Origin of the sequence: Flavobacterium ovatum, from assembly GCF_040703125.1 — a bacterium.
In the GTDB taxonomy this organism is placed as follows: Bacteria; Bacteroidota; Bacteroidia; order Flavobacteriales; family Flavobacteriaceae; genus Flavobacterium; species Flavobacterium ovatum.
This window is the reverse complement of the sequence record NZ_CP160035.1, coordinates 612,955-638,397: the sequence shown is the minus strand read 5'-3', so window position 1 is coordinate 638,397 and position 25,443 is coordinate 612,955. Positions and strand designations below refer to the sequence as shown.

The 25,443-nt window shown below is 33.4% G+C and carries 24 protein-coding genes; 16 read left to right on the top strand and 8 right to left on the bottom strand.

Features of this window, described 5'->3' with window-relative positions; all coding sequences use genetic code 11:
• From ABZP37_RS02845 to ABZP37_RS02800, 10 genes are all read left to right on the top strand, one after another.
• Entirely contained in the window at positions 1-2,229 is a 2,229-nt protein-coding gene (locus ABZP37_RS02845; RefSeq protein WP_366185456.1) for a patatin-like phospholipase family protein, read from the top strand.
• Between the two features lie 44 nt (positions 2,230-2,273).
• The gene (locus ABZP37_RS02840) at positions 2,274-2,708 is read left to right on the top strand and encodes a hypothetical protein (RefSeq protein WP_366182920.1); all 435 of its coding nucleotides are present in this window, start codon (positions 2,274-2,276) and stop codon (positions 2,706-2,708) included.
• On the top strand, positions 2,708-3,574 hold the full coding sequence (locus ABZP37_RS02835; protein WP_366183702.1) for an IS3 family transposase: 867 nt from the start codon (positions 2,708-2,710) through the stop codon (positions 3,572-3,574). Before ABZP37_RS02840 ends, ABZP37_RS02835 begins: the two co-directional genes overlap by 1 nt.
• Before the next feature lie 413 nt (positions 3,575-3,987).
• Positions 3,988-4,758 carry a DUF3108 domain-containing protein gene (locus ABZP37_RS02830; RefSeq protein WP_366185454.1) on the top strand — a complete coding sequence of 257 codons (771 nt, stop codon included), beginning with the start codon at positions 3,988-3,990 and terminating at the stop codon, positions 4,756-4,758.
• The gene (locus ABZP37_RS02825; RefSeq protein ID WP_366185452.1) at positions 4,758-5,693 is read left to right on the top strand and encodes a tryptophan 2,3-dioxygenase family protein; all 936 of its coding nucleotides are present in this window, start codon (positions 4,758-4,760) and stop codon (positions 5,691-5,693) included. The genes ABZP37_RS02830 and ABZP37_RS02825 overlap by 1 nt, the downstream gene beginning before the upstream one ends.
• 28 nt (positions 5,694-5,721) lie before the next feature.
• Positions 5,722-6,945, top strand: coding sequence for a peptidoglycan DD-metalloendopeptidase family protein (locus ABZP37_RS02820; protein WP_366185450.1), 1,224 nt, complete (start codon positions 5,722-5,724; stop codon positions 6,943-6,945).
• Positions 6,946-7,285: 340 nt separating this feature from the next.
• Positions 7,286-7,714: a hypothetical protein gene (locus ABZP37_RS02815; RefSeq protein ID WP_366185448.1), complete on the top strand. Its 429-nt coding sequence runs from the start codon at positions 7,286-7,288 to the stop codon at positions 7,712-7,714.
• A gap of 291 nt (positions 7,715-8,005) precedes the next feature.
• Complete coding sequence (gene pgi / locus ABZP37_RS02810) at positions 8,006-9,649, top strand: glucose-6-phosphate isomerase (RefSeq protein ID WP_366185446.1); 1,644 nt, start codon at positions 8,006-8,008, stop codon at positions 9,647-9,649.
• A 115-nt stretch (positions 9,650-9,764) separates the two neighbouring features.
• Positions 9,765-10,187 carry a hypothetical protein gene (locus tag ABZP37_RS02805; protein ID WP_366185444.1) on the top strand — a complete coding sequence of 141 codons (423 nt, stop codon included), beginning with the start codon at positions 9,765-9,767 and terminating at the stop codon, positions 10,185-10,187.
• Positions 10,188-10,269: 82 nt separating this feature from the next.
• Positions 10,270-10,740, top strand: coding sequence for a septal ring lytic transglycosylase RlpA family protein (locus ABZP37_RS02800; protein ID WP_366185442.1), 471 nt, complete (start codon positions 10,270-10,272; stop codon positions 10,738-10,740).
• A 4-nt stretch (positions 10,741-10,744) separates the two neighbouring features.
• Here ABZP37_RS02800 and ABZP37_RS02795 read toward each other — a convergent pair whose 3' ends face one another.
• Complete coding sequence (locus ABZP37_RS02795) at positions 10,745-11,215, bottom strand: CYTH domain-containing protein (protein WP_366185440.1); 471 nt, start codon at positions 11,213-11,215, stop codon at positions 10,745-10,747.
• 229 nt (positions 11,216-11,444) lie between these two features.
• Here ABZP37_RS02795 and dinB point away from each other — a divergent pair, with 229 nt between their 5' ends.
• A complete protein-coding gene (gene dinB / locus ABZP37_RS02790) occupies positions 11,445-12,536 on the top strand; it encodes a DNA polymerase IV (RefSeq protein ID WP_366185438.1) in 1,092 nt (363 codons plus the stop codon).
• Between the two features lie 119 nt (positions 12,537-12,655).
• Here dinB and ABZP37_RS02785 read toward each other — a convergent pair whose 3' ends face one another.
• Entirely contained in the window at positions 12,656-13,423 is a 768-nt protein-coding gene (locus ABZP37_RS02785) for a Bax inhibitor-1/YccA family protein (RefSeq protein ID WP_366185436.1), read from the bottom strand.
• A gap of 280 nt (positions 13,424-13,703) precedes the next feature.
• Between ABZP37_RS02785 and ABZP37_RS02780 the strand changes: the two genes are divergently transcribed.
• Complete coding sequence (locus ABZP37_RS02780; RefSeq protein ID WP_366185434.1) at positions 13,704-15,494, top strand: chondroitinase-B domain-containing protein; 1,791 nt, start codon at positions 13,704-13,706, stop codon at positions 15,492-15,494.
• Positions 15,495-15,766: 272 nt separating this feature from the next.
• Here the strand turns inward: ABZP37_RS02780 and pyk are convergent, their stop codons facing one another.
• The 5 genes from pyk to ABZP37_RS02755 form a co-directional block, all read right to left on the bottom strand.
• A complete protein-coding gene (pyk, locus tag ABZP37_RS02775) occupies positions 15,767-17,197 on the bottom strand; it encodes a pyruvate kinase (RefSeq protein ID WP_366185432.1) in 1,431 nt (476 codons plus the stop codon).
• A gap of 5 nt (positions 17,198-17,202) precedes the next feature.
• Entirely contained in the window at positions 17,203-17,691 is a 489-nt protein-coding gene (locus ABZP37_RS02770; RefSeq protein ID WP_366185430.1) for an IPExxxVDY family protein, read from the bottom strand.
• A 113-nt stretch (positions 17,692-17,804) separates the two neighbouring features.
• On the bottom strand, positions 17,805-18,548 hold the full coding sequence (gene rnc / locus ABZP37_RS02765) for a ribonuclease III (RefSeq protein ID WP_366185428.1): 744 nt from the start codon (positions 18,546-18,548) through the stop codon (positions 17,805-17,807).
• 8 nt (positions 18,549-18,556) lie between these two features.
• Entirely contained in the window at positions 18,557-19,810 is a 1,254-nt protein-coding gene (fabF, locus tag ABZP37_RS02760) for a beta-ketoacyl-ACP synthase II (RefSeq protein ID WP_366185426.1), read from the bottom strand.
• A 180-nt stretch (positions 19,811-19,990) separates the two neighbouring features.
• Positions 19,991-20,227, bottom strand: a complete 237-nt coding sequence (locus ABZP37_RS02755) for an acyl carrier protein (protein ID WP_007137004.1) — start codon at positions 20,225-20,227, stop codon at positions 19,991-19,993.
• Between the two features lie 177 nt (positions 20,228-20,404).
• On the opposite strand from ABZP37_RS02755, the gene purN reads away from it, so the two are divergent.
• The 4 genes from purN to ABZP37_RS02735 all read left to right on the top strand — a co-directional run bounded on the left by purN (position 20,405) and on the right by ABZP37_RS02735 (position 24,435).
• Entirely contained in the window at positions 20,405-20,968 is a 564-nt protein-coding gene (gene purN / locus ABZP37_RS02750; protein ID WP_366185424.1) for a phosphoribosylglycinamide formyltransferase, read from the top strand.
• Positions 20,969-20,980: 12 nt separating this feature from the next.
• Positions 20,981-21,460, top strand: a complete 480-nt coding sequence (gene rnhA / locus ABZP37_RS02745; RefSeq protein ID WP_366185422.1) for a ribonuclease HI — start codon at positions 20,981-20,983, stop codon at positions 21,458-21,460.
• Between the two features lie 73 nt (positions 21,461-21,533).
• Positions 21,534-22,457, top strand: a complete 924-nt coding sequence (locus ABZP37_RS02740) for a PfkB family carbohydrate kinase (RefSeq protein WP_366185420.1) — start codon at positions 21,534-21,536, stop codon at positions 22,455-22,457.
• A 79-nt stretch (positions 22,458-22,536) separates the two neighbouring features.
• On the top strand, positions 22,537-24,435 hold the full coding sequence (locus ABZP37_RS02735) for an amidophosphoribosyltransferase (protein ID WP_366185418.1): 1,899 nt from the start codon (positions 22,537-22,539) through the stop codon (positions 24,433-24,435).
• Positions 24,436-24,734: 299 nt separating this feature from the next.
• Here the strand turns inward: ABZP37_RS02735 and ABZP37_RS02730 are convergent, their stop codons facing one another.
• Positions 24,735-25,343: a superoxide dismutase gene (locus tag ABZP37_RS02730; RefSeq protein WP_366185416.1), complete on the bottom strand. Its 609-nt coding sequence runs from the start codon at positions 25,341-25,343 to the stop codon at positions 24,735-24,737.
• Positions 25,344-25,443 lie beyond the last annotated feature (100 nt).

Here is a 25,443-nt window from a genome sequence, read left to right as displayed (position 1 = left end):
ATGAAAACCCGATTATTATATATGCAAAGATATATCACTCTTATTCTATTACTTCTTGCTGGTTTTCAGCTTGTAGCTCAAGAACAAAAAAGACCCAAAGTGGGTTTGGTTTTGAGTGGTGGTGGAGCAAAGGGTTTTGCTCATATTGGGGTATTAAAAGTACTCGAAGAGGCAGGAGTAAAAGTTGATTATATAGGAGGTACAAGTATGGGGGCCATCGTGGGTGGACTATATGCTACAGGTTATAATGCGGCTCAATTAGATTCGATATTTAAAGCAACTAATTTTGATGAATTATTAAGTGATTATATTCCGAGGTCGTCAAAGAATTTTTACGAAAAACAGAATGATGAACGGTATGCTTTAGTGTTGCCTTTTGATAAATTTAGAATCGGGATTCCAGAAGCACTTTCTAAAGGACTTTACAATTTTAATTTATTAAGTAAATTGACAAGAGGAGTAAGGTATGTTAGGGATTTTAATGAGTTACCTACCCCTTTTTTATGTATAGGTTCTAATATTGAAACAGGGAAACAGGTTATCTTGGATAAAGGTAATTTAGCGCAAGCCATGATTATTAGCGCTGCATTTCCATCTTTATTTTCTCCAATAGAATTAAATGGAGAATTGTTAATAGATGGAGGGGTAACTAATAATTACCCAATTGACGAAATAAAGGCTTTAGGTGCGGATATTATTATTGGTGTCGACGTACAAAATGATTTATTAGATAAAAAAGCTTTAAATGACGCAACACGCATATTGGTTCAGATCACCAATCTCCATTCTATTGAAAAAATGAAGAGGAATGTACTAAAAACAGATATTTACATTAAACCTGATATAAAAGATTATGGGGTGATTTCATTTGACTTAGGTGATGAAATTGTAAAAAAAGGGGAAGAAGCTGCTTTTTCAGTATATGAAAAATTAAAGGCTTTAGTTGACGAGAATAATGAATATATAAAGCCTCCTTTGAATGTAAAACAGGAGAAACTTAAAATTCAGAAGATTAATTGCAATGAGTTAGATAATTATACCAAAGAATATATTACGGGAAAATTACGTTTTAAGGCAGATACTGAAATAACGTATAAACAACTAGAGCAAGGAGTTAATAATATTGATGCCACTCATAATTTTAGCAGTATTGATTATTTTTTGACTCCTAATATTGAAGGAGGCGATGATTTAAATCTAGTATTGAAGGAACAGCCTATTAAATCACTTCTGAAATTTGGTTTACATTATGATGAGTTGTTTAAAAGTGCAGTTTTAATTAATGTAACGCAAAAGAAACGTTTTTTTAAAAATGATATTGCCTCTCTAGATATCGTACTAGGGGACAACGTGCGTTATAATTTTGACTACTATATAGAGGATGGATATAATTTTAATGTAGGTTTTAAATCGCAGTTCAATCAGTTTAACCGTAATGTAACCAATACTCAGGGGAGTTTAGATTTTGCCTTTTTAGGAACAAATACCGTAAATGTAGATTTTAAGGATATAACCAATCAGGTTTATTTTCAATCTTGGTTTTTGCAAAAAATTTTAATGGGAGGTGGTCTGGAGTTAAAATATTTAAAAATAAAATCAGAAACCTTGTCCAATGTGAATCCAGTATTAGATAATAGCACTTATTTAAGTGCTTTTGGTTACCTTAAAGTTGACAATCTTGATGATAAACATTTTCCAAAAAAAGGATGGTATTTTTCAGGAGACATTAATACCTATTTATGGTCTTCTGATTATACAAATGCCTTCAATCCATTTACAATAATGAAAGGAGATTTTGGGGGAGCAATATCTATTTGCAATAATTTCACGGTAACAATTAGAAATGAAGCGGGTTTTTCAGTAGGAGATAAAAGTGTGCCTTTTTTAAATTTTGTTTTAGGTGGCTATGGATTTAATCCAATCAATAACTTTAGGCCGTTTTATGGCTATGATTTTTTAAGTTTAGGGGCTAATAGTTATATAAAATCAACGGTTAATTTGGATTATGAGTTTTATAAAAACAATCATTTTAACTTTGCTGCTAATTATGCCAACTTGGGCAATAAAATTTTCAAGAACATTAATGACTGGGTTTCGGTGCCTAAATATTCAGGTTATGCAATTGGTTATGGGCTAGAAACTATTATTGGTCCAATCGAAATTAAGCACTCTTGGTCACCAGATAACGCAAAAGGGTTCTCTTGGATAAGCATTGGGTTTTTATTTTAAATCAATGTCCCGTCCTGAAATAGCGATACACAAAAAGTATCCTTATGGAAAAACATGAAGAAACACGCTATGTTAAGCGAACGCAAAAAGATTACTCAATGTCTTTTAAATTGCAAATTGTCCAAGAAATTGAACGAGGACATCTTACGGCAACAGCTGCTACAAAAAAGTATGAAATTCAATGTAGAAAAACTGTAGTCAATTGGCTCAAGAAATTTGGTAACTTTGATTGGGAGAACCAAACACCATTTACTATGTCAAAGTCACCAGAACAAAAGATAATGGAGCTTGAAGCCAAAGTAAAACTTCTAGAGAAGCAGAAGTCCTTTTTGGAACAACAAGCCTTTGTTGCGGATAAAAAAGCAATCATTTTTGATATGATGATTGAAATAGCCGAGAAAGAATATCAAATTGATATCCGAAAAAACTCATCACCCGAACAATCGACCATTTTAAACAAAAAGAACAGCAAACAATAATGTTCGCCTGTAATTTGTTCGGGGTAGACAGACAGGTTTATTATCGTAGAATTAAAAGGAAAGTTATCAAAGAATCTAAAGCAATTCAAGCGGTTTCATTGGTTATGGATATAAGAAAATCAATGCCTAGATTAGGCACTAAGAAATCATATCTTTTGTTATTGGACGAGCTTAAACCAATGAAAATTGGTAGAGATAAATTATTTGATATACTCAGAGCTAATCACTTATTAATCCAACCAAAACGCAGTTATCACATTACAACTAATTCACATCATCGCTTTAGAAAACACCAAAATAAAATTCTAGATTTAGAAATAAATAGACCCGATCAGGTTTGGGTTTCTGATATAACATACATTGGGAAAAGAGATAAACCGTGTTATTTAAGTATCGTTACTGATGCTTATTCTAAAAAGATAGTGGGTTATTATGTTGCTAACAATATGAACACCGAAAGCAGTGTTATAGCCCTAAAGATGGCTATACAGCAAAGAAAAAACAAGGAAGTACCTTTGATTCATCATTCAGACAGAGGATTGCAATATTGTGCCAATGATTACCAAAACATCCTAAGTAAAAATGGAATATTGCCAAGTATGACACAGAACTCTGATCCATATGAAAATGCGGTCGCTGAAAGAATAAATGGAATTCTAAAACAGGAATTTATGATTGATAAATATAATCTAGATTTGAAAATTATGAAGAAAATCGTAAAAGAATCAGTTGATATATATAACGAATTACGACCACATTATTCTAATTATATGCTAACACCAAATCAAATGCACTTGCAGAATCAAATTAAAATGAGAACATATAAAACAAAAAACACTTGCAAAAAAGTTCTTGCAAGTGTTTAATTAATTATTTTTAGTCTAATAATCTGTATCGTTTATTTAGGACTAGACACAAAATCTAACAAATTGTTCTTTTTGCTGTTTTTTTTATCGTAAAACTTTTAAGTTATAATTATAAGGATAATATAAAAAAACCTGTTTTTTTGTAATATGTAAAAAAATAACCGTTTTTATGAAGCAACTTCATAAATCGTATTAGAATTACGGGTTTTGATGTAAAATATTCAATGTTCTTGCTTAACTTTGTAATCACAAAACGGAGGGGGTGGTTTCCTTCCTATTTGATATAAATTTCATAATTTATAGTTTTTTGGTTAGTTAATAGTATAAAAACTCAGTCATTATTTGACTGAGTTTTTATGTTTTAATATATTTGGAACAAATTTTGTATTCCTAATCAATAAATAAAGTAAGTTATGAAAAAATTAGTACTCTTCTTAATATTGATTTCCATCTTTGGTTTTGATTCTCGCAATGATGATGCTTTTGGACCAGGAGAATGGTTTAAATTTCGAATCCATTACGGCTTTGTAAATGCAGGATACGCAACACTTGAGGTTCAAGATGCTGTGATAGATAATAAAAAAGCATTCCACGTCATTGGAAAAGGTTACACTACTGGAATGTCTCGTTTCTTTTTTAAAGTAGATGATTTATATGAAAGCTATATAGATAAAGATTCAGGGAACCCATATCGTTTTGTAAGAAAAATAGACGAGGGTGGTTACACGAAAAATCAAGAAGGTTTTTTTAATCAACCGTCTAATAAAATCTTAGTAAAAGATTATAAAAACAAGAATGAGAAAACGTTTGTTATCCCTAATAATACCCAAGATATTTTATCTTCTTTTTACTACTTAAGAAATCATCCAGGTATTGATAAATTGAAAATTGGAGAATCAATCGTTATAGATATGTTTTTTGATGATGAAACCACAAAATTTAAGTTAAAGTATGTAGGTCGTGAAGATATTACCACTAAATTTGGAATCGTTTCTACAATGGTGTTTCGACCACTGGTTCAATCAGGTCGGATATTTAAGGAACAAGAGAGCTTAACTGTTTGGATATCAGATGATGACAATAGGTTGCCTATCCGAATAAAGGCTAGTTTAGCCGTTGGTTCAATAAAAGCAGATTTGGAAGCATTTAAGGGATTGAGCAATCCATTTAAAATAAAAATGTAATGAACATTAAGGAGAGTACGGGCACTATTTTAAAAAATATAGAATTAAAATACGAAGCTATAGACCAAAAGACAGATACACAACTAGAAGGGTTGCTTTGGTCTAAACCCATGACTTATTGGGATTATATACATACTGATGCATTGTTAAATTTGCAAGTTCAAAGAACAACCTTACCTGATGAAATGGTTTTTATCCTATACCATCAAGTAAACGAGTTAACTTTTAAAATGATACTTTGGGAAATAGATCAAATAGCCAATACTCCTAATCTCCAGGCTGATTTTTTTGCAGAACGACTGGAAAGAGTAAGCCGTTATTTTGATATGCTGACTACTTCATTCAGTATTATGGAGAATGGTATGGATGTAGAACAGTACATGAAATTTAGAAATACACTTACGCCAGCCAGCGGATTCCAAAGTGCTCAATACCGTTTGATTGAATTTAGTTCTACAGATTTGATTAATCTAGTAGATTATAGATATAGAAAAACAATTGATAAAAGGATGTCTGTAGAAGATGTTTTTGAAAAATTGTATTGGCAAGCCGCAGGAAAGGATCATCAAACAGGTAAAAAATCATTCACTCTAGAGTCATTTGAAAAGAAATACAAAGCAACTTTCTTAACTTTTATGGAAGAACATAAAAGTTGTAATATTTGGCGAAAATTCAAACAACTTTCAGTTGATGATCAAAATAATTCAGTGCTTATTGAAGCGATGAGACATTTAGATTATACTATAAATATCACATGGGTGATGCAACATTTAAAAGTAGCTATAAAATACATTGACCAAAGTGGACAAGGTGATGGTGAAGCTACTGGAGGAAGTGACTGGAGAAAATACATGCATCCTAAATATCAAAAGAGAATATTTTTTCCGGAGTTATGGTCTGTAGTGGAATTGGAAAATTGGGGAGAAGAAAAGTAAATTAAAAATATAAAAAAGAAATCAAAGTTTGAAGCATTTAGTATCCATTATTATCGTATTAACTACGCTATTCTCTTGCAATAAATCAGAAAAAAAAGTAGAAATAAAAAAAACAGTAAAACCTAAATTAGAGCATTCGGATTTTGGATTTAACTATGCTGATTTTAATGTTGTTGAGGATACAGTTAAAAAGGGGGATACTTTTGGAACTATTCTAGAAAGACAAAATATAGGTGATCGTAAGGTTTATGAAATAGTTCAAAGTGTAAAAGATACTTTTGACGTTAGAGTTATTAGGCCTAATAAAGCGTATACTATGCTCCGGTCTAAAAATAAAACTAATAAACTAGAGGTTTTTATTTATCAACGAGATGCTTTAAATTATTACGTTTTTGATTTTAGAGATACTGTTATTGTAGCCTACAAAAAGACGAGGCCTATTACAATAAGAAAGAAAAGTATTGGAGGTGTTTTAAAAGGATCCTTGTCTGAAACACTTGACAGGGCTGGTGTAGATGCTGGATTAGCAAGTCAGATTACTAAAGTATATTCTTGGACCATCGACTTTTTTAAGTTAAAAAAAGGAGATCGTTTTGGAATCGTATTTACAGAACGTTTTGTAAATGATTCTATATATAATGGCGTTGACGAGCTTCAAGGGATGTTTTTCGAGTATAAAGGGAAAATTAATTATGCATTTCCATTTATCAAAGATGCTTCTTCAGGCAAAGTCGAATTTTACGACGAGGACGGAAAAACCCTGAAAAATTTCTTTCTAAAAACACCTATTAAATTCAGTCGAATATCCTCACGTTTTTCAGGTAATAGATTTCACCCCGTACAGAAACGATGGAAAGCACACAAAGGAACGGATTATGCCGCACCAACTGGAACACCTATAACTACTACTGCTTCTGGAGTGGTAGAAATGACAGGTTATACCGCTGGAAACGGGAATTATGTCAAGGTAAAACACAACGGAACTTATTCTACTCAATATTTACACATGTCTAAGATTTTAGTGCGACGTGGGCAAAGAGTTACACAAGGTCAGGTTATTGGTAAGGTGGGAAGCACTGGGTTAGCTACTGGTCCTCACGTATGTTATCGTTTTTGGAAAAATGGTGTTCAAGTGGATGCTTTGAGGTTAAATTTGCCTTCAGGTGAACCTATGACAGGAACTTATAAGTCTAAGTATTTACAAACTATAGAACCGCTCAAGAGAGAATTGGACAGCATAGGGAATTTGTAAAATAAATTAAACCTAATTGTAAAAGAGAATCATGGTCTTCGGATAATGGTTCTCTTTTTTATTATCTCAAATGTTTGCTTTGCCGTAATTTTATGTTGGTTTATTTTTGCAAAGGTCATGTCTATCATTAGTAATGATAGATATTACTCATTAGTAATGATTAATATGGGTTAACAGTGTTTTTTGGTCATTATGTGAACTTATAGAAAAATTTATTCTTCACTTAAAATTGCAATTAAATCCTATATTTGATATTGTAAGTTCTTGTGTTTACCTTCAAATACGAATTAAGGAACTTGAAGACGCGGGTTTTATACTATTTTAATTTAAGAAAAAGTTAATGATAAAAGAAATCGATTATTTATATCAAAGAGCAACAATAATCATTCATTTTTTACTTTCGAAAAGTAAAGACGGCTCCATTATTAGGCAATTCGAAACAGTTGTAAACGACGCTTATAAGAACAAGAAAGTAAAAGATTTGAAGAGTTTATCTAGGGATTTGAATTCTTGGGCAAAAGGTTTGTCTCGGAATGATGGTAAACAACTCGAGTTAATTTTAAAAGACAAGTTTGAGGATGATTTGTCCGGTGACTCGGTTACTATCAATGCTATTCAAGACCTGTTGAATAAAGGGAAAATTCAAAACGAAGAATCATATAGAATAATTCATGAATATTTATTGGAAATCACAAAGGATGATTTGTTTTATGAAAGAAAACCAGCATTAGAGAATTTAATTAAAGAATATGATTCTACTCATATTTAAATTAGTTTTGTCATCTACAAAGTACAGCGAGAGTTGTGCTTTTTTTGGTTTTTAAGGAATTTCCCAAATTCAGAACAATAATAGCTCTTTAGCCCCGACTGTCCCGAAGTTTCGGGAGGCATCCTTGTGGGGGCTTTGGTTTTGCCCCCACAAGATATAGCGGAATGCGGGAAACCAATTGCCTGAAACCACCCAATTTTCTGCTCCTTATAAAACAACTTAGTGTAATTAAATCAGTTTAAAGTATTTTCAGTATTTTTACGACCATTAAAAAACTTGAACTAAATAAAAATGGCTTTACAAACAATTAATCCAACAACAACTGCCTCTTGGAGCAAACTTCAAAAACATTTTGAAGCAATTAAAAACGTTTCTATGCAAGAGATGTTCAAAGGAGATACTTCTAGGACAGAAAAATTTAATATTCAATGGAATGATTTCTTAATTGATTATTCTAAAAACAATATCAGCCAAGAAACCATTGCTTTACTGCTGGAATTAGCAAACGAAATGGGCTTGAAAGAAGCGATAGCCGATTATTTTGATGGTGCTATTATCAACAAAACCGAGGACAGAGCTGTACTTCACACCGCTTTGAGAGCCAAAGAGTCAGAAGTTGTTACTGTAAATGGAGTAAATGTAATTCCAGAAGTGTATGAAGTAAAAGCAAAAATTAAAGCGTTTACCAATGAAGTGGTTTCGGGACAGCGAAAAGGATATACAGGTAAAGCTTTTACAGATGTGGTAAACATCGGTATTGGAGGATCTGATCTTGGGCCTGCAATGGTGGTTGAAGCACTTAAATATTATAAAAATCAACTAGATGTTCATTTCGTTTCTAACGTTGATGGGGATCATGTGCAAGAGATCATCAAGAAATTAAATCCAGAAACAACACTTTTTGTTATTGTTTCTAAAACGTTTACGACTCAAGAAACTTTGACGAACTCAGAAACAATTCGCAAATGGTTCTTGGAATCGGCTAAGCAAGAAGATGTTGCCAAACATTTCGTGGCGGTTTCTACCAATTTAGAAAAAGTAACGGCATTCGGAATCAATCCTGACAACGTATTCCCAATGTGGGACTGGGTTGGAGGTCGTTTTTCTTTATGGAGTGCGGTAGGTTTAACAATAAGTCTAGCAGTTGGTTATGATAATTATGCACAGTTATTGGAAGGTGCAAACGAAATGGATACCCATTTTAAAACTACCGATTTTGATCAAAATGCACCTGTGATTTTAGGGTTATTAAGCGTTTGGTACAATAACTTTTTTGGAGCAGAAAGCGAAGCACTAATTCCTTACACACAATATTTGCAAAAATTAGCACCTTACTTACAGCAAGGTACTATGGAAAGTAATGGTAAGAGTGTAGGTCGTGATGGGAAACCGGTAGATTACCAAACGGGAACAATCATCTGGGGAGAACCTGGAACCAATGCACAACATGCCTTTTTTCAATTGATTCACCAAGGAACAAAATTAATTCCTTCGGATTTTATTGGATATGTAAAACCACTTTACGGAGACGAAGATCATCATGACAAATTAATGTCTAACTACTTCGCTCAAACGGAAGCACTTTTGCACGGAAAAACAACTGCTCAGGTTCAAGCTGAATTTGATAAACAAGGACTAGATGCAGCTACAGCTGCTTATCTTTTGCCATTCAAAGTATTTACAGGAAACAAACCTACGAATACAATTTTGATCGAAAAGTTGTCTCCAAGGACATTAGGTTCATTAATCGCTATGTACGAGCATAAAATTTTCGTTCAAGGAATTATTTGGAACATCTTCAGTTTTGATCAATGGGGAGTTGAATTAGGTAAACAATTGGCTAATTCTATTTTAGAGGAAATCAATACTAAGTCTGTTAAAGATCACGACAGTTCTACTTCATTTTTGTTGAATTATTTTTTAAAAAATAAGTAAGAATAGTACAGCTCGTTAAAGAGGTGTTAAATCTCAAAGGCCTTAATGCTTCTATAGCATTAAGGCTTTTTTTTATGACTTTTTTGTTTATATTTGTTTTAAAAAATAATTATTTATGTACAATATCTTAAAAGAATTTCATTCGGGATGGGCTTATTTGGCTCTTTTTTTATTGGTTTTAGCTGTAGTTAATTCAGCTATTGGTTTATTTTCTAAAAAAGAATTTACCCCTTGGGATAGAAAAGTAGGTATCATGGCGTTGATTGGAACACACACTCAATTGCTTTTTGGATTGATATTGTATTTCGTATCTCCATTAGGATTTTCGTCTCTTGGACAAATGTCTGACAAAATGTTGCGATTAACTTCTCTTGAACATCCACTGATCAATATCATCGCTATAACTTTAATCACTATCGGATGGTCTAAACATAAAAAATTAATTACTAGTCAATCTAAATTTAAAACATTTTCTATTTTTTATGGAATTGGATTGTTGCTTATCTTGAGCAGAATACCATGGAATTTATGGTTGTAAGGCAGTAATTTACTTCATATTTCAGAAATTTATAGCTCTGGGTATGGTTTTTGCAAAATAGATTATAATTAAAAAAATCAAAATGAGAAAATCGATAACACTATTTTTTTTAATAGCTATTATTGGACTAGCCACCAGTCAAAGTTCCATTGTTGAGAAATTAAAAGCTTCTTTGCATAAAACGTCAGTTTCTAGAGATTCCGTAAAAACTGTTAAAGATACTGTTCGTCAAGAACCGCACCTTAAGCTAAAAATTTTTAAAAAAGATGCGAATGCTTCCTATTATCATGATAAATTTAATGGGAGGCGAACCGCAAGTGGAGATAAATTTGATAATAACTCCTATACTGCAGCACATAGAAAACTTCCTTTTGGGACTAAATTAAAAGTAACCAATCAAGCAAGTGGTAAATCGATAATCGTTGAAGTGACTGATAGAGGTCCCTTCTCCAGAGGTCGTGAAATTGATTTGACCAGAAGAGGTTTTATGGAAATTGCTAAAAATAAGGGAATTGGTATTATGGTTGTAACTATCGAAGAAGTAATTGATTAGTTTTCTACCAATGAATATAAGGATTACAACTTAAATACGAGTTGTAATATCGTTTATCTCCCGTTACTTCTTGCCCCAGCCAAGATGGTTTTTCAAAAGCCTGCGTTTCGGACAATAATTCAATTTCGGCCATAATCAAGCCTTTATTTTCTCCATAAAACACATCAATTTCATAAACATGACCGTGTACTTTTACCTCAAAACGTGTCTTGTCAATCGTCCCCTTTTCGCATAATAAAAGTAAATTCTCAGCCTCTTCTACTGTAATTTCTTTTTCCCACTCAAAACGTGACAGTCCAGATTCATTTGACGCGCCTTTAATGGTCAAGAATCCACGATCTCCTTTAGTGCGAACTCTAACCGTTCTTTCGGGAACAGAGCTTAAATAACCTTGTTTAATTCTTTTTTCGGAAAATGCCTCTTTTTTGAATGCTTCAGAAGTTACTAAAAATTTGCGTTCTATTTCAATCATCATACCTTTGTTTAATTAGGAGCTTATTCCAGCTGTCCGTTATAGCCCTCAGTTCAAAAGCTTTTTTACTAGGTTCGTTGCAGGAGCTTATTTTAGTCGCTCTGCATCTCCCGTAAAAAATAGCTTTTCGCCTTCGGGGCTACCACTACCATCTGGGCTAGCCCGTTTCCAAAAGTAAATTATTTTAATAACAAATTCACATCTCAAAGAAAATCCTAGCTAAATTTGTCACATGGATGAGCCGCTCTTAAATAGAAAGATTATACACATTGATATGGATGCATTTTTTGCCTCTGTAGAGCAATTTGATAATCCCGAATTAAGAGGAAAACCCATTGCCGTAGGTGGATCCGAAAATCGTGGTGTGGTAGCTGCTGCAAGTTACGAAGCACGGAAATTTGGAGTACGATCTGCCATCAGTGGTTTACAAGCCAAGAGAAATTGTCCCGAATTGATTTTTGTTCCTCCTCGTTTTGAGCGCTACAAAGAAATCTCCAAAAAAATTCAAGCCATTTTCAAGGATTATACCGAGTTGATTGAACCGCTCTCATTGGACGAGGCCTATCTAGACGTCACCCAAAACAAAAAAGGAAACCCCAGTGCAAGTCTTTTAGCAGAGGAAATTAGGACTCGTATTTTTAACGAAGTAGGTTTGACGGCATCGGCAGGAATTTCGATCAATAAATTTGTTGCCAAGATTGCTAGTGATTATAACAAACCCAACGGTCAAAAAACTGTAAATCCAGATGAGGTCGAGTCTTTTTTAGAAGTGTTGGCTATCCGGAAATTTTACGGAGTGGGGAAGGTAACTACTGAGAAAATGTACCAATTGGGTATTTTTACAGGATTAGATTTAAAATCAAAATCTTTGGAATTTCTAGAAAAACACTTTGGTAAGTCAGGTGCTTTTTATTACAACGTGGTTCGCGGAATTCACAACAGTCCCGTAAAATCAAATCGTATATCAAAATCAGTAGCAGCAGAACATACTTTTGAAACAAATTTATCTTCCGAAATCTTTATGTTGGAAAAATTGCAAGGGATAGCAGCTTCCTTAGAGCGAAGGTTAAAGAAGAATAACGTTTCAGGCAAAACGGTAACGCTTAAAATAAAATACAGCGATTTCACGCAACAAACCCGCTCTAAAACCTTGCCTTATTTCATAGCCGATAAAGGATTGATCCTGGAAACCGTTCAAGAACTTTTATACCAAGAACGAATGAAAGATTCGGTACGTTTACTTGGTATTTCTATGAGTAACTTGAATACGGAGACCACGGAAAAGAAAGTGGTTGTAGCAGTGCAGTTGAAGTTTAAGTTTTGATTTCAAGTTTGGTTGATATAATTGTAGTTAGAAAGCATTAGTGGAACTACTAAAACAAAAAAAAATCCTTCTCAAAAAGAAGGATTTAGTATATAATAGATGTGCCGTTAATGGCAAAATTAGTCTTTGCTTGAAAGTTTAGAAAGTAACCTTAGGAATTCAATGTATAACCAAACAAGTGTTATCATTAATCCCATAGCGCCAAACCACTCCATGTATTTTGGCATTTTTTCTTGGACCCCTTTTTCGATTCTATCAAAATCTAAGAAAATGTTCAAAGCAGCAATAATAATTACAAATACACTTATTCCAATACTCATCATAGAATTTCCGTAGTGTACTGGTTGAAAACTAGTAAACATTGAAACTACCCAAGAAATCAGGTAATATGTTGCAATAGCAAAAGTAGCCGCAATCACAACCGATTTAAATTGCTCAGTTACTTTTACAATTTTGAATTTGTACAATCCTAAACATACTAGGAAAGTGGCAAAAGTAGCTCCTACAGCTTGAATTACTATTCCAGGATATTGTGCTTCAAAAATAGCGGAGATACCACCAATGAATAAACCTTCAAATAAGGCGTATCCAGGAGCTAAATAACCAGAATATTGTGGTTTGAAAGCCGAAATAACAACTAATACTAAACCAACAATTGCGCCACCAATAGCAGGGAGAATCGGATTCATACCATTAAAAGCCATCCACCAAATCACCATTGCCGAAGCTGTAAGTAATAAGAATAATAATGCCGTTTTGTTAATCGTTCCAGCAAGGGTCATTTCTTGATCTTGACCAATTACAGTTGCTTCATGTATTTGCTCTGCTTTTGAAGTAGGAGAGAATGATTTATTATTTAAAAACGGGTTGCGTGATTTAAATTCCATAATTGTAATTTATTTATTGCATCAAAGATAAATTAAATAATTATAGTTCGAAATGGAGATTCTAAATTTTAGATAAAGTTTATGTTTTATAAGAACTTATTGGTGTTATTGTATTTGGCGGGATGGACAGTGTTGTTAGATAAAAGACTTATTATTCTGTAAGGTTTTTTGTTTAAAAACACAATTGGTTAACCAATTTAAGGCCTTTTTTGCAATCTATCCTATTTTATTTAATAGGTTTGCTTAATAAAATAAATCATACTCTTAAAAATTTACAAAAGTGAAAAGAATACTACTACTGGTACTACATTTTTTTATCTTGTTACTTTCATTATCAGCTAATGCCCAGTTGGTAAGTACAAAAACGGAACTGACAACTGCGATTTCAACTGCGAGTGCAGGAGCAATAATTATTCTGGCTGACGGTGTTTGGTCTGATACCTATATTAATATTAATAAAACTGGAACAGCTGCGAAACCCATAATAATTAAAGCACAAACCCCAGGTCAAGTATTTTTTGAAGGAAACTCTAGAGTCGCAATGGGTGGTGCTTACATTACATTTCAGGGAGTTGTTTTTAGAAACCCATCTAATTTGGTTGCCACTAGTATTACTATTGAACCTGTTATCAAATTTAGAGACGCCAGTTCCAATACCTGTAGTAATTGTACTGTCACAAATGTTAAAATAGATGCCTATAACGGTACAACTGCTCAGTCTGCCACTACTACCCTTGTCTATAAATGGATTTTGCTTTATGGACAATATAACGAAATAAGTTATTGCTCATTTATAGGGAAAAATGGAATAGGTAGCACTATTAATGACAATAGAGATGTTAATGCGCCAAATTACACCAAAATTCATCACAATTATTTTGCCGATAGAACATTTGTAGGGAATTATGTAGATCAATATAATGATCAAGATGCCATCCGTATAGGGAATAGTAGTACTTCGCTATATGATTCGTTTACCGAAGTTTATGATAATTTGTTCAGTAATTGGTTTGGGGAAATTGAAGTAATTTCGAATAAAAGCTGTAACAACAAATACTATAACAATACTTTTAGTAATTATAGCGGTTCTTTGACCCTTAGACATGGCAATAATTGTGAAGTCTATGGCAATTATTTCTTAGCCAATAACCAATTATTTTCTGGAGGAATTAGAGTATTAGGCGAAAATCATAAGATATATAATAATTATATAGAAAATGTAAATTCGATCAAATCAACTGCTGCTGGCGGAGGAACTTCTTCTAATTTGGGTGGGATTAATTTAATTGGCGGAATTTCTACTTCAGTAGGTGGTGCAAATCTAAGTGGTTATTACCAAGTGAAAAATATAATGATTACTAATAATACATTTGTAAATGGAGATTATGGTATTAGACTTGGGGGTGGTTCTAATACGTTACCGGCATTAAACATGGTTGCTGCTAATAATCTGTTTTTAATGCCTACTTCTACTAAGAAAGCAGTTGAAGAAATTATAGCGGCAGACTCTTCTTCTCCTTATACCTTTACAGGAAATATTAAACAATCCGGCACTTGGACCCTGAATGGTAATCTGACAAGTAATCAAACTGTTTCTTCAGGACTTTTGGCTAGCGATACTGATTTTTATAGAATACCATTAGGGAGTACTGCAATTGATGCTGGAATAGGAACTTATAGTTTTCTAACAAAAGATATTTTGGATGGAATTCGACCTTCACTTTTTGACGCAGGAGCTGAAGAATTTGGAGCTGGTGGAGTCAGAGTGCCTTATAAGGTAAGCGATGTTGGTATAAAAGTAGGTTTTGGAGCCTCCGCAACTTTAGGCGTTTTTTGCCACAAAGTCTCTACTCAAAATCTTTCGCTTTACCCAATTCCTGTTCAAGGCGAGTACTTGAATGTTTCTTTTGGAGAAAATAATTTAGGTAAAATACAAATCATAGACATGCAAAGTAAAGTTGCTTTGGAAACTGTCGTTAATGGAACTAATGGGAAAATTGATGTTAGTGCTTTGCCAAAAGGAGTGTACTCTTTGAAGGTTCAAGGTATTAGTGAGCTTTTTATTAAATAAAACTCTTGCAAATATTTTTTAATTAAGTCTGTTCTGCGAAGTCTCTCGACTTCGTACACATTCCTATTTGCCATTGCAATATAGCCAACTTTCTATCAGTAATCAGAAAAAAGCACAGTCTACTAGGGTTTTACCGAGGGGAGTTTACTCTTTGAAAGTTCAAGGCATTAGTAAGCTTTTTATTAAATACAATTTTCGGAAATTTTCTACAAATAAAAAATCCGTCTTGTTCAATTACAAGACGGATTTTTAGATTTAGTTCAAGCTAAGATTTATTCTATTTCAGAAACTCTTAAAGTATTAACCATACCTTTTTCTTTGATTGGCATTGCTGCAAGGTTGATTAAGAAATCTCCAGTTTCAACAAGACCAGATGCTTTTACGATGTTGTTTACATCAGTAACGGTATCATCAGTACTATTATCTTTATCATAGAAGAATGTTCTAACTCCCCACAATAAACTCAATTGAGTTAAGATTCTTTTGTTAGGAGTAAATACTAAAATGTGAGCATTTGGTCTCCAAGCAGAAACTTGGAAAGCAGTGTAGCCACTGTTTGTCATTGTGCAAATTGCTTTAGCGCCAATAGTATTAGCAATAAGAGCCGCCTGACGACAAATCGTTTTAGTAATAAAACGTTTTGTTCTAATTTGTGCAGTGTTTTGTGGAACTTGAATTAGTGGAGAGTTCTCTACTGCTTCAATGATTTGTGTCATTTTTTGAATAACTTGTACTGGGTAATTTCCAGCAGCAGTTTCTCCAGAAAGCATTACTGCATCAGCACCATCCATTACAGAGTTAGCAACGTCATTTACTTCAGCTCTTGTAGGAGTTAAACTTGTGATCATTGTTTCCATCATTTGTGTTGCTACAATTACAGGAATACGAGCCATTTTAGCTCTACGGATTAAGTCTTTTTGTACTAATGGTACCTCATGAGCAGGAAGTTCAACTCCTAGGTCTCCACGCGCTACCATTAAGGCATCACAGTAAGCTACAATTTTGTCCATGTTTTCAAGTGCTTCTGGCATCTCGATTTTAGCAATAATCGGAATCTTAACATCTGAATGTTCAGCAATTAAATCTTGCAAGTCTTTTAAATCTTGTGGCGTTTTCACAAAAGAAAGCGCGATCCAATCCACTTTTTGACCAATTGCAAAAATAGCATCAGCAATATCTTTTTCTGTCAATGCAGGAAGTGAAATTTTAGTATTAGGAAGGTTAACCCCTTTTTTAGATTTCAATTCTCCACCTTGTATAACTTTAGCAACAACTTCTGTTTTCTTGTCTGTTGAAACAATTTCAAAAATTAATTTACCGTCATCAAGTAATATTCTTTCTCCTTCATTTACATCATTAGGGAAATTTTTATATTTCATAAAAACTCTACTTGCAGTTCCTATAACTTCTTCAGCAGTAGTGAAAGTGATTAAATCACCATCGTTTACTACTATGCCGTCTTCCATAATTCCTACGCGAAGTTTAGGTCCTTGTAGATCTCCTAAAATTGCAGTTGAATAACCAAACTCTTCATTAAGACTTCTGATTATGTTTATTTTTTCTTTTACACCTTCATAATCAGCATGAGAAAAATTAATTCTGAAGACATTTACCCCAGCATCAATCATATCTTTGATAATCTCTCTTGTGCTACAAGCCGGTCCAAGTGTGGCTACAATTTTGGTTTTTTTGTTTGTACTCATTGTTGTTAGAAAATTAAATTGTTTTTTGATTTTATTTGATCAGTTTCTACAGCATAGGCCGTGGAAATTTCATCAATTGTATTTAATATTTGTTTTATTTTGGATACATCAATAGTATCATTTGAGTTTTCGATTTTTAAAAAATAATCTACCTTTTTCAATTCAGGAAGTAAATAGACTTTGGTTGCCATTTCAATAGTTGAATCTGAAAACAAATTATTTGTAGTTTCTCGATTCTGTTGAAAAACTTCATTTGTATTTTGTATCAAATCCCATGCAACACTATTCTCAGTATCATCATAATAAAATCTAGAGAACTGTGTCTCTCCTCCTTTTATCTTTATATGAACTTCATCTTTACTTTTGCCTAAATTGATAGGCAATTTTTGATTAATGAAATAGGCTAATCTATAATCTTCTAATGATGTATGTATCGCAATTAGATAATAATCTATTTCGTCAAATTCACCGATATCTAATTTATGAATAGCCATAGTGATTCTAAATCAAGATGTAAATATAGCATTTCTATCTAAGTATAAGTACTGATATTGCAATGATTTCTTTAAATTCCAAACGCAAACGTTGTAGTTTTGGTTTGTTTTTCCTACTTTTTGTCTATTTGAGTTTGAAAAGCGAAGTAGGCACGTTGAGAAGCTTTTTCCTCGGCCTTCTTTTTTGAGGTGGCTCTGGCTTTGGCTATCACCTTGTCGTCAATGCTTAATTTTACTCCAAAAAGTCGTTGTCCATCTATTCCATTATCTTCAAATATATCATAGTGAAAAATTTTCTTTTCTTTCTGACACCATTCAATTACTAAGCTTTTGTAGCTGATTACTTTCCCTTCTAATCGTGAAATATCAACATAGGGTATGATAACTCTTTTTTGAATAAATTTCTCACAGTAAACATATCCTTTGTCTAGATATATAGCTCCAATCAATGATTCGAAAATATTTCCATGGATATTTTCGCCAAAATGGTTGATGGGTACTTTACTTTGAACAAACTTAATTAAATTCAAATCTTTACCTAATTCGTTCAGATGTTCTCTACTAACTATTTTTGAGCGCATTTTAGTTAGGTATCCTTCGTCTCCCAAAGGAGCTTTGTTGAATAAATGTCCAGCAATTACAGCACTTAACATAGCGTCACCCAAGAACTCTAATCGTTCATAGTTAATCGGATTTCCGTTTGGAGTTACTTTGTTGACCGAACGATGCGTGAACGCTTTTTGATAATGTTCAATGTTTTTAGGTGTAAATCCTAATATTTTTTCGATGGCATCAAAAAAAATCCCGTCTTCGTTAGAACGACGGGATTTTGTAAATATTTTTTTGAATATACTCATAAGTACAATTACAATTCTAATTTTTTCATCAAAACACAAGCATTGTGTCCACCAAAACCAAAAGTGTTGCTCATTACCACTTTCATATCTCTTTTTTGAGGAGTATTAAAAGTGAAATTTAATTTTGGATCAATATTTTCATCATCTGTAAAATGATTAATAGTTGGAGGTACAATTCCGTATTTCATAGAAAGAATTGTTGATATGGTTTCAATAGCTCCGGCAGCACCTAGTAGGTGACCAGTCATTGATTTGGTTGAATTTAAGTTCATGGTATAAGCATGATCTCCAAATACTTGTAAGATAGCTTTAGACTCGGCTAAATCTCCAAGAGGAGTTGAAGTTCCGTGCATATTAACACCGTCAACATCAGTTGGTTTTAAACCTGCATCTCTCAAACAGTTTAACATTACGTTTCTAGCCCCTATGCCTTCTGGGTGTGGTGCTGTAATATGATGTGCATCTGCAGACATTCCACCACCACCTACTTCACAATAGATAGTTGCGCCACGAGCAATAGCATGTTCGTATTCTTCTAAGATCAAAGCTCCAGCTCCTTCACCTAAAATAAATCCATCTCTGTCTTTATCCATTGGCCTTGAAGCGGTTTTTGGATCATCATTTCTAGTTGATAAAGCGTGCATGGCATTAAAACCTCCCATACCTGCAATAGTTACAGCTGCTTCAGATCCTCCAGTTACCATAATATCTGCATGTCCCAAACGAATGTAGTTGAAAGCATCAATGATAGCATTAGTGGAAGAAGCACAAGCAGAAACAGTACCGAAGTTAGGTCCTCTAAAACCATATTTGATTGAAATATGACCACAAGCAATATCGCCAATCATTTTTGGGATAAAGAATGGGTTGAATTTTGGAGTACCATCACCAGCAGCAAAGTTTAATACTTCGATTTGAAAAGTTTCTAATCCACCAATTCCTGATCCCCAGATTACTCCAGCGCGGTCTTTGTCGATTTTGTCCATATCAAAGTTAGCATCCTTCATTGCTTCCTCTGATGAAACAACAGCATATTGTGCGTAACGGTCCATTTTTCTAGCCTCTTTACGGTCAATAAAATCTTCTACATTAAAGTTTTTCAACTCACATGCAAATTTGGTTTTAAATTTTGAAGCATCAAAATAAGTGATAGGAGCAGCACCGCTAACCCCATTAATGAGTGAATTCCAAAACTCTTCAACGGTATTTCCTATAGGAGTAAGAGCACCCAAACCTGTAACAACAACTCGCCTTAATTCCATAACTTTATGTTTTAGTGTCTTTAAACAAACAAAACCCACTCTTTTTTTACTGTAATATTACAAAAAAGCAGTGAGTAATTATTGTGTATATCTTTATTGATTGAAATTCAATCTGGATTACCTAATTTTAAAATAATAAAACACCCGTGTACATGTATATGCAAACGGGTGTAAAATTTATTATTTTTTAGCTTCTTCGATATAAGAAATAGCTTGACCAACAGTAGCAATGTTCTCTGCTTGATCGTCTGGAATTTGGATATCAAATTCTTTTTCGAATTCCATAATAAGCTCAACTGTGTCTAACGAGTCAGCTCCTAAATCATTAGTGAAGCTTGCTTCTGTTACAACTTCGTTTTCGTCAACGCCTAATTTGTCTACGATAATCGCTTTTACTCTTGATGCAATGTCTGACATAATCTTTAATTTTAGAATTTAATTTGATCGCAAAAATAAAAAACTTTATTTTAAAACAATCAATATGTTAATAAATGTGTCAGCTAATTTATAAAATAATTTGAAACAAAGACGTGCTTTAGTTATTTGTTTTCATTTTTTATTCCGTTTTTTGTGCTTTAATTAATTGTATGAATAATGAGAAAAATTGTGATTTTTGCTTCAGGTTCGGGCTCTAATGCTGAAAATATTATAAAATATTTCAATTCTAATGGAAATGTGAAGGTAGTTGGAGTGTTTACAAATAACCCTAATGCAGGGGTTATTGAGCGTGTAAAAAAATATAACATTAAAGCTCAAGTTTTTTCTAAAATCGAACTATTTGAAGGTGAATTTTTACAAAAAATTAATTTTCTTCAACCCGATTTAATTGTTTTAGCAGGTTTTTTATTGAAATTCCCCGAAAATATTATAGCTGAATATCCTAATAAAGTCATTAATATACATCCTGCATTGCTTCCTAAATATGGAGGTAAAGGAATGTATGGTATGCATGTTCACAGAGCAGTTGTGGAAAATAAGGAAAAGGAATCAGGTATTACAATTCATTATGTAAATGAAAACTACGATGAAGGTGGTGTGATTTTTCAGAAAAACTTTGAAGTTGTTGCTGCTGATTCTGCTGAAGATGTGGCGGCTAAAATTCATGAATTGGAATATAAATATTTCCCAGAAGTTATTGCGCAAGTATTAGAATCATAAACAAAATAATAAATGAACTACGAAGTTCTTATATATACAGACGGAGCAGCCAAAGGAAATCCTGGAAATGGAGGTTATGGTGTTGTGATGGAAAAAGCAGGGACACCTTATAAGAAGGAGTTCTTTGAGGGTTTTCGTCACACTACTAATAACCGAATGGAATTGTTGGGGGTAATCGTAGGTTTGGAGAAGTTGAAAAACCCTAATACAAAGGTTTTGGTTGTTTCGGATTCCAAATATGTTATTGATTCTGTTGTGAAAAGATGGGTGTTTGGATGGGAGAAAAAAGGCTATGTTGGAAAAAAAAATCCTGACTTATGGAAGCGTTTTCTGGTTATTTATAGAAAACACCAGGTTGATTTTAAGTGGGTTAAGGGACATAATAATCATCCTCAAAACGAAAGATGCGATGAATTGGCCGTGATGGCTTCACAAAGCAAGCCTCTTTCCGTCGATGCCTTTTATGAGAAAGAAGAAGCAAAACTTTTATAAAAACTTTAAACTTATAAACTTTAAAACTTCTAAACTAAAGTTTATCTTTGCACTTTAATTCAAAATTTGCAAAATGAACAAATTATTGATTGTTGGGACAGTCGCTTTCGACGCCATTGAAACTCCTTTTGGTAAAACTGATAAAATATTAGGAGGAGCTGGAACTTATATAGGTCTGTCTGCTGCTTTTTTTGATTTACAATCAGCTATCGTCTCTGTGGTTGGAGATGATTTTCCACAAGAATATTTAGATTTATTAACAGCGAGAAATATTGATATTTCTGGACTTGAAGTGGTTAAGGGTGGGAAAACATTCTTTTGGAGTGGTCGCTACCACAATGATTTGAACTCTAGAGACACTTTAGATACGCAATTAAATGTCTTAGCAGATTTTCAGCCAAAAGTTCCTGAAAATTATAAAAATTCCGATGTAGTGATGTTAGGAAACTTACATCCATTAGTGCAAAGTGGAGTTTTAGATCAATTGACAGCAAAACCTAAATTAATAGTTTTAGATACTATGAATTTCTGGATGGACTGCGCTTTACCTGAATTATTAGAAGTGATAAAGAGAGTAGACGTGATCACTATCAATGATGAAGAGGCTAGACAGCTTTCTGGTGAGTATTCATTAGTAAAAGCTGCTGCTAAAATTCAAGCAATGGGACCTCAATATGTGGTGATTAAAAAAGGAGAACATGGCGCTTTATTGTTTCATGACAAAGAGGTTTTCTTTGCGCCAGCATTACCATTAGAGGAAGTTTTTGATCCAACAGGTGCAGGAGATACTTTTGCAGGTGGATTTACTGGATACATTACGCAAAGTGAAAATGTATCTTTTGAGAATATGAAAAATGCTATTATTTACGGTTCTAATTTAGCTTCATTTTGTGTGGAGAAATTTGGAACAGAAAGAATGGTTGGTTTAGATAAGGATGAAGTAGTGTCGAGATTGAAGCAATTTAAGTCATTGACACAGTTTGATATAGAATTATAATACTTTAAAGTCCCTAAAAAGGGGCTTTTTTGTTTTACATAAGGTTTTTTTAAATAATAATACTACAAATAATACTGCAATGAGCGACGCATTAAAACACGAGTGTGGAATAGCATTAGTTAGACTACTTAAACCGCTTGAATTCTATAAGGAAAAATACGGGTCTGCATTTTACGGGATACAAAAAATGTATCTTATGATGGAGAAACAGCACAATCGCGGACAAGATGGAGCTGGGTTTGCTAGTATTAAATTGGATGTAGAACCTGGTGAAAGATACATCAGTAGAGTTCGCTCCAATCAATCGCAACCGATACAAGATGTTTTTGCTCAGATTAACGAAAGGATCAATGAGGAAATGGCAAACCATCCTGAGTATGCAGATGATGTAGCGGCACAAAAAGCAAATATTCCTTATATAGGCGAATTGTTTTTAGGTCACGTTCGTTATGGTACTTTTGGGAAAAATAGTATCGAAAGTGTTCATCCATTTTTGAGACAAAGTAACTGGATGCATCGCAATCTTATTTTGGCGGGGAACTTTAACATGACCAATGTAAAAGAGCTTTTCGAAAATTTGGTTGAGTTAGGACAACATCCAAAAGAAATGGCGGATACGGTTACCATAATGGAGAAAATTGGTCACTTTTTAGATAAAGAAGTAATGCAATTGTACCAAGACTGTAAAGCCGAAGGGTATTCAAAACAAGAAGCTTCTCCTGTAATTGCAGAAAGATTAGATGTTGCTAAAATTTTAGCTCGTTCTGCAAAAAATTTAGATGGTGGATATGCTATGGCTGGACTTTTAGGACATGGTGATGCATTTGTATTTAGAGACCCAGCAGGAATTAGACCCGCTTACTATTACCAAGATGATGAAGTAGTAGTAGTAGCTTCTGAAAGACCTGTGATTCAAACGGTATTCAATATTCCTTTTGAAAAAGTTCAAGAAATTGATCCAGGAAGTGCCTTGATTATCAAGAAAGACGGGACGGTTTCTATGAAAGAGATTTTGACGCCTACTGTAAAAAAATCATGTTCTTTTGAACGAATTTATTTCTCTAGAGGAAGTGATGCTGAAATTTATCAAGAAAGAAAAACGCTTGGAAAATTAATTTTGCCAGCAGTTTTAGATTCAATAGATCAAGATACGGATAATACTGTTTTTTCTTATATTCCAAATACAGCCGAAACTTCCTTTTATGGATTGGTAGAAGCGGCTCAAGATTTCTTGAATCAAAGAAAAAATGACTACATTTTAGAAAACCGTCATACACTAACCGAAGATAGTTTAAAAGAACTTTTAGAAGTTAAAATACGTACAGAGAAAGTAGCTATTAAAGACGCTAAGCTAAGAACCTTTATTACTGAGGATAGTAGCCGTGATGATTTAGTTGCGCATGTATATGATGTTACTTACGGTGTAATAAAACCAACGGATAACTTAGTTATCATTGATGATAGTATTGTAAGAGGAACTACTCTTAAAAAGAGTATTATCAAAATGATGGATCGATTGGGGCCTAAACGAATCGTAATTGTTTCTTCTGCGCCACAAATTCGTTTTCCTGATTGTTATGGAATTGATATGGCTAAATTAGAAGGACTGGTAGCTTTTAAAGCGGCACTAGAACTTTTAAAAGAAAGAAATATGTATCACATCGTTGATGAGGTATATGCAAAATGTAAATCACAAGAAAATTTTAAAGATATTGATGTTGTGAATTACGTAACTGCTATATATGAACCGTTTGCTCCTCAAGAGGTTTCGGATAAAATAGCAGAGATGTTAAGCTCTTCAGAGATTAAGGCTGAGGTTAAAATTATATTCCAAACGGTTGAGGATCTACATGTCGCTTGTCCTAAAAATTTAGGAGACTGGTATTTTACAGGCGATTATCCTACACCTGGAGGTAATAGAGTGGTAAATAGAGCTTTTATGAATTTTTATGAAGGAAAAGATGCAAGAGCATATTAGGTAATTAATCGGCTTTATGAGTTGTTCATCTGAATTTTTTGTTTTAAATGGTGAACTGTTCTAAATTTGACTCACCATAATATTAGTAGGTTAAGTTTATGGTAGATTTGGGGCAAAAAGGGTGGAAGCAATTCCACCTTTTTTATTGGAATAAATTGAGGTTCAGGTGATACTGTAGCAATTGAATAACAAAAATATAGCATAAAAAAAGTCGGATGAACTAGATGTTCATCCGACTTTTTCATTTTAAAAGGTATAGAATGTTAGTTTTTTCAAACGCTACTTTATACCTTTTTTTATTATTTCTCAGAAGCATATCTTCTAGAAACTTCAACCCAGTTAATTACACTGAAGAAAGCTTCAATATAATCAGGTCTTCTGTTTTGGTAGTTTAAGTAGTAAGCATGTTCCCAAACATCCATTCCTAAGATTGGAGTTCCACCACAACCAATACCTGGCATTAATGGGTTGTCCTGATTAGGAGTTCCGCAAACGTCTAATTTACCTCCTTCATGAACACATAACCATGCCCATCCTGAGCCAAATTGAGTTGCTCCAGCTTTGCTGAATTTTGCTTTGAACTCTTCAAAAGAACCAAAAGCAGTTTCGATAGCAGCTAGTAAATCTCCTGTTGGAAGTCCACCCCCGTTTGGAGTCATTACTGTCCAAAACAAGTTATGGTTGTAAAATCCACCACCATTGTTACGAACAGCTCCATTGCTCATATCAAGATTAATAAGGATGTTTTCAATAGTTTTCCCTTCCATATCTGTTCCAGTTGTAGCTGCATTAAGATTGGTAGTGTAAGCATTATGATGCTTAGAATGGTGGATTTCCATTGTTCTAGCGTCAATATGTGGTTCTAAGGCGTCATACGCATACGGTAATTGTGGTAATTCAAAAGCCATTTTATTTTTATTTAAAGATTTATAATAATATTTATCCAAATTTAAACATTTAACTTTGGAATAGAAAACCCTATTTTGTTATAATTTACTATCAAAGGTA

Bases quoted from the DNA above. Each gene is read 5' to 3' on its own strand.
- ABZP37_RS02840 (WP_366182920.1), top strand. From the start codon at position 2,274: ATGGAAAAACATGAAGAAACACGCTATGTTAAGCGAACGCAAAAAGAT.
- rnhA (WP_366185422.1), top strand. From the start codon at position 20,981: ATGAACTACGAAGTTCTTATATATACAGACGGAGCAGCCAAAGGAAAT.
- ABZP37_RS02815 (WP_366185448.1), top strand. From the start codon at position 7,286: ATGATAAAAGAAATCGATTATTTATATCAAAGAGCAACAATAATCATT.
- ABZP37_RS02740 (WP_366185420.1), top strand. From the start codon at position 21,534: ATGAACAAATTATTGATTGTTGGGACAGTCGCTTTCGACGCCATTGAA.
- pgi (WP_366185446.1), top strand. From the start codon at position 8,006: ATGGCTTTACAAACAATTAATCCAACAACAACTGCCTCTTGGAGCAAA.
- fabF (WP_366185426.1), bottom strand. From the start codon at position 19,810: ATGGAATTAAGGCGAGTTGTTGTTACAGGTTTGGGTGCTCTTACTCCT.
- ABZP37_RS02785 (WP_366185436.1), bottom strand. From the start codon at position 13,423: ATGGAATTTAAATCACGCAACCCGTTTTTAAATAATAAATCATTCTCT.
- ABZP37_RS02730 (WP_366185416.1), bottom strand. From the start codon at position 25,343: ATGGCTTTTGAATTACCACAATTACCGTATGCGTATGACGCCTTAGAA.
- ABZP37_RS02735 (WP_366185418.1), top strand. From the start codon at position 22,537: ATGAGCGACGCATTAAAACACGAGTGTGGAATAGCATTAGTTAGACTA.
- rnc (WP_366185428.1), bottom strand. From the start codon at position 18,548: ATGAGTATATTCAAAAAAATATTTACAAAATCCCGTCGTTCTAACGAA.
- pyk (WP_366185432.1), bottom strand. From the start codon at position 17,197: ATGAGTACAAACAAAAAAACCAAAATTGTAGCCACACTTGGACCGGCT.
- dinB (WP_366185438.1), top strand. From the start codon at position 11,445: ATGGATGAGCCGCTCTTAAATAGAAAGATTATACACATTGATATGGAT.
- purN (WP_366185424.1), top strand. From the start codon at position 20,405: ATGAGAAAAATTGTGATTTTTGCTTCAGGTTCGGGCTCTAATGCTGAA.
- ABZP37_RS02770 (WP_366185430.1), bottom strand. From the start codon at position 17,691: ATGGCTATTCATAAATTAGATATCGGTGAATTTGACGAAATAGATTAT.
- ABZP37_RS02755 (WP_007137004.1), bottom strand. From the start codon at position 20,227: ATGTCAGACATTGCATCAAGAGTAAAAGCGATTATCGTAGACAAATTA.
- ABZP37_RS02805 (WP_366185444.1), top strand. From the start codon at position 9,765: ATGTACAATATCTTAAAAGAATTTCATTCGGGATGGGCTTATTTGGCT.
- ABZP37_RS02825 (WP_366185452.1), top strand. From the start codon at position 4,758: ATGAACATTAAGGAGAGTACGGGCACTATTTTAAAAAATATAGAATTA.
- ABZP37_RS02800 (WP_366185442.1), top strand. From the start codon at position 10,270: ATGAGAAAATCGATAACACTATTTTTTTTAATAGCTATTATTGGACTA.
- ABZP37_RS02830 (WP_366185454.1), top strand. From the start codon at position 3,988: ATGAAAAAATTAGTACTCTTCTTAATATTGATTTCCATCTTTGGTTTT.
- ABZP37_RS02845 (WP_366185456.1), top strand. From the start codon at position 1: ATGAAAACCCGATTATTATATATGCAAAGATATATCACTCTTATTCTA.
- ABZP37_RS02835 (WP_366183702.1), top strand. From the start codon at position 2,708: ATGTTCGCCTGTAATTTGTTCGGGGTAGACAGACAGGTTTATTATCGT.
- ABZP37_RS02795 (WP_366185440.1), bottom strand. From the start codon at position 11,215: ATGATGATTGAAATAGAACGCAAATTTTTAGTAACTTCTGAAGCATTC.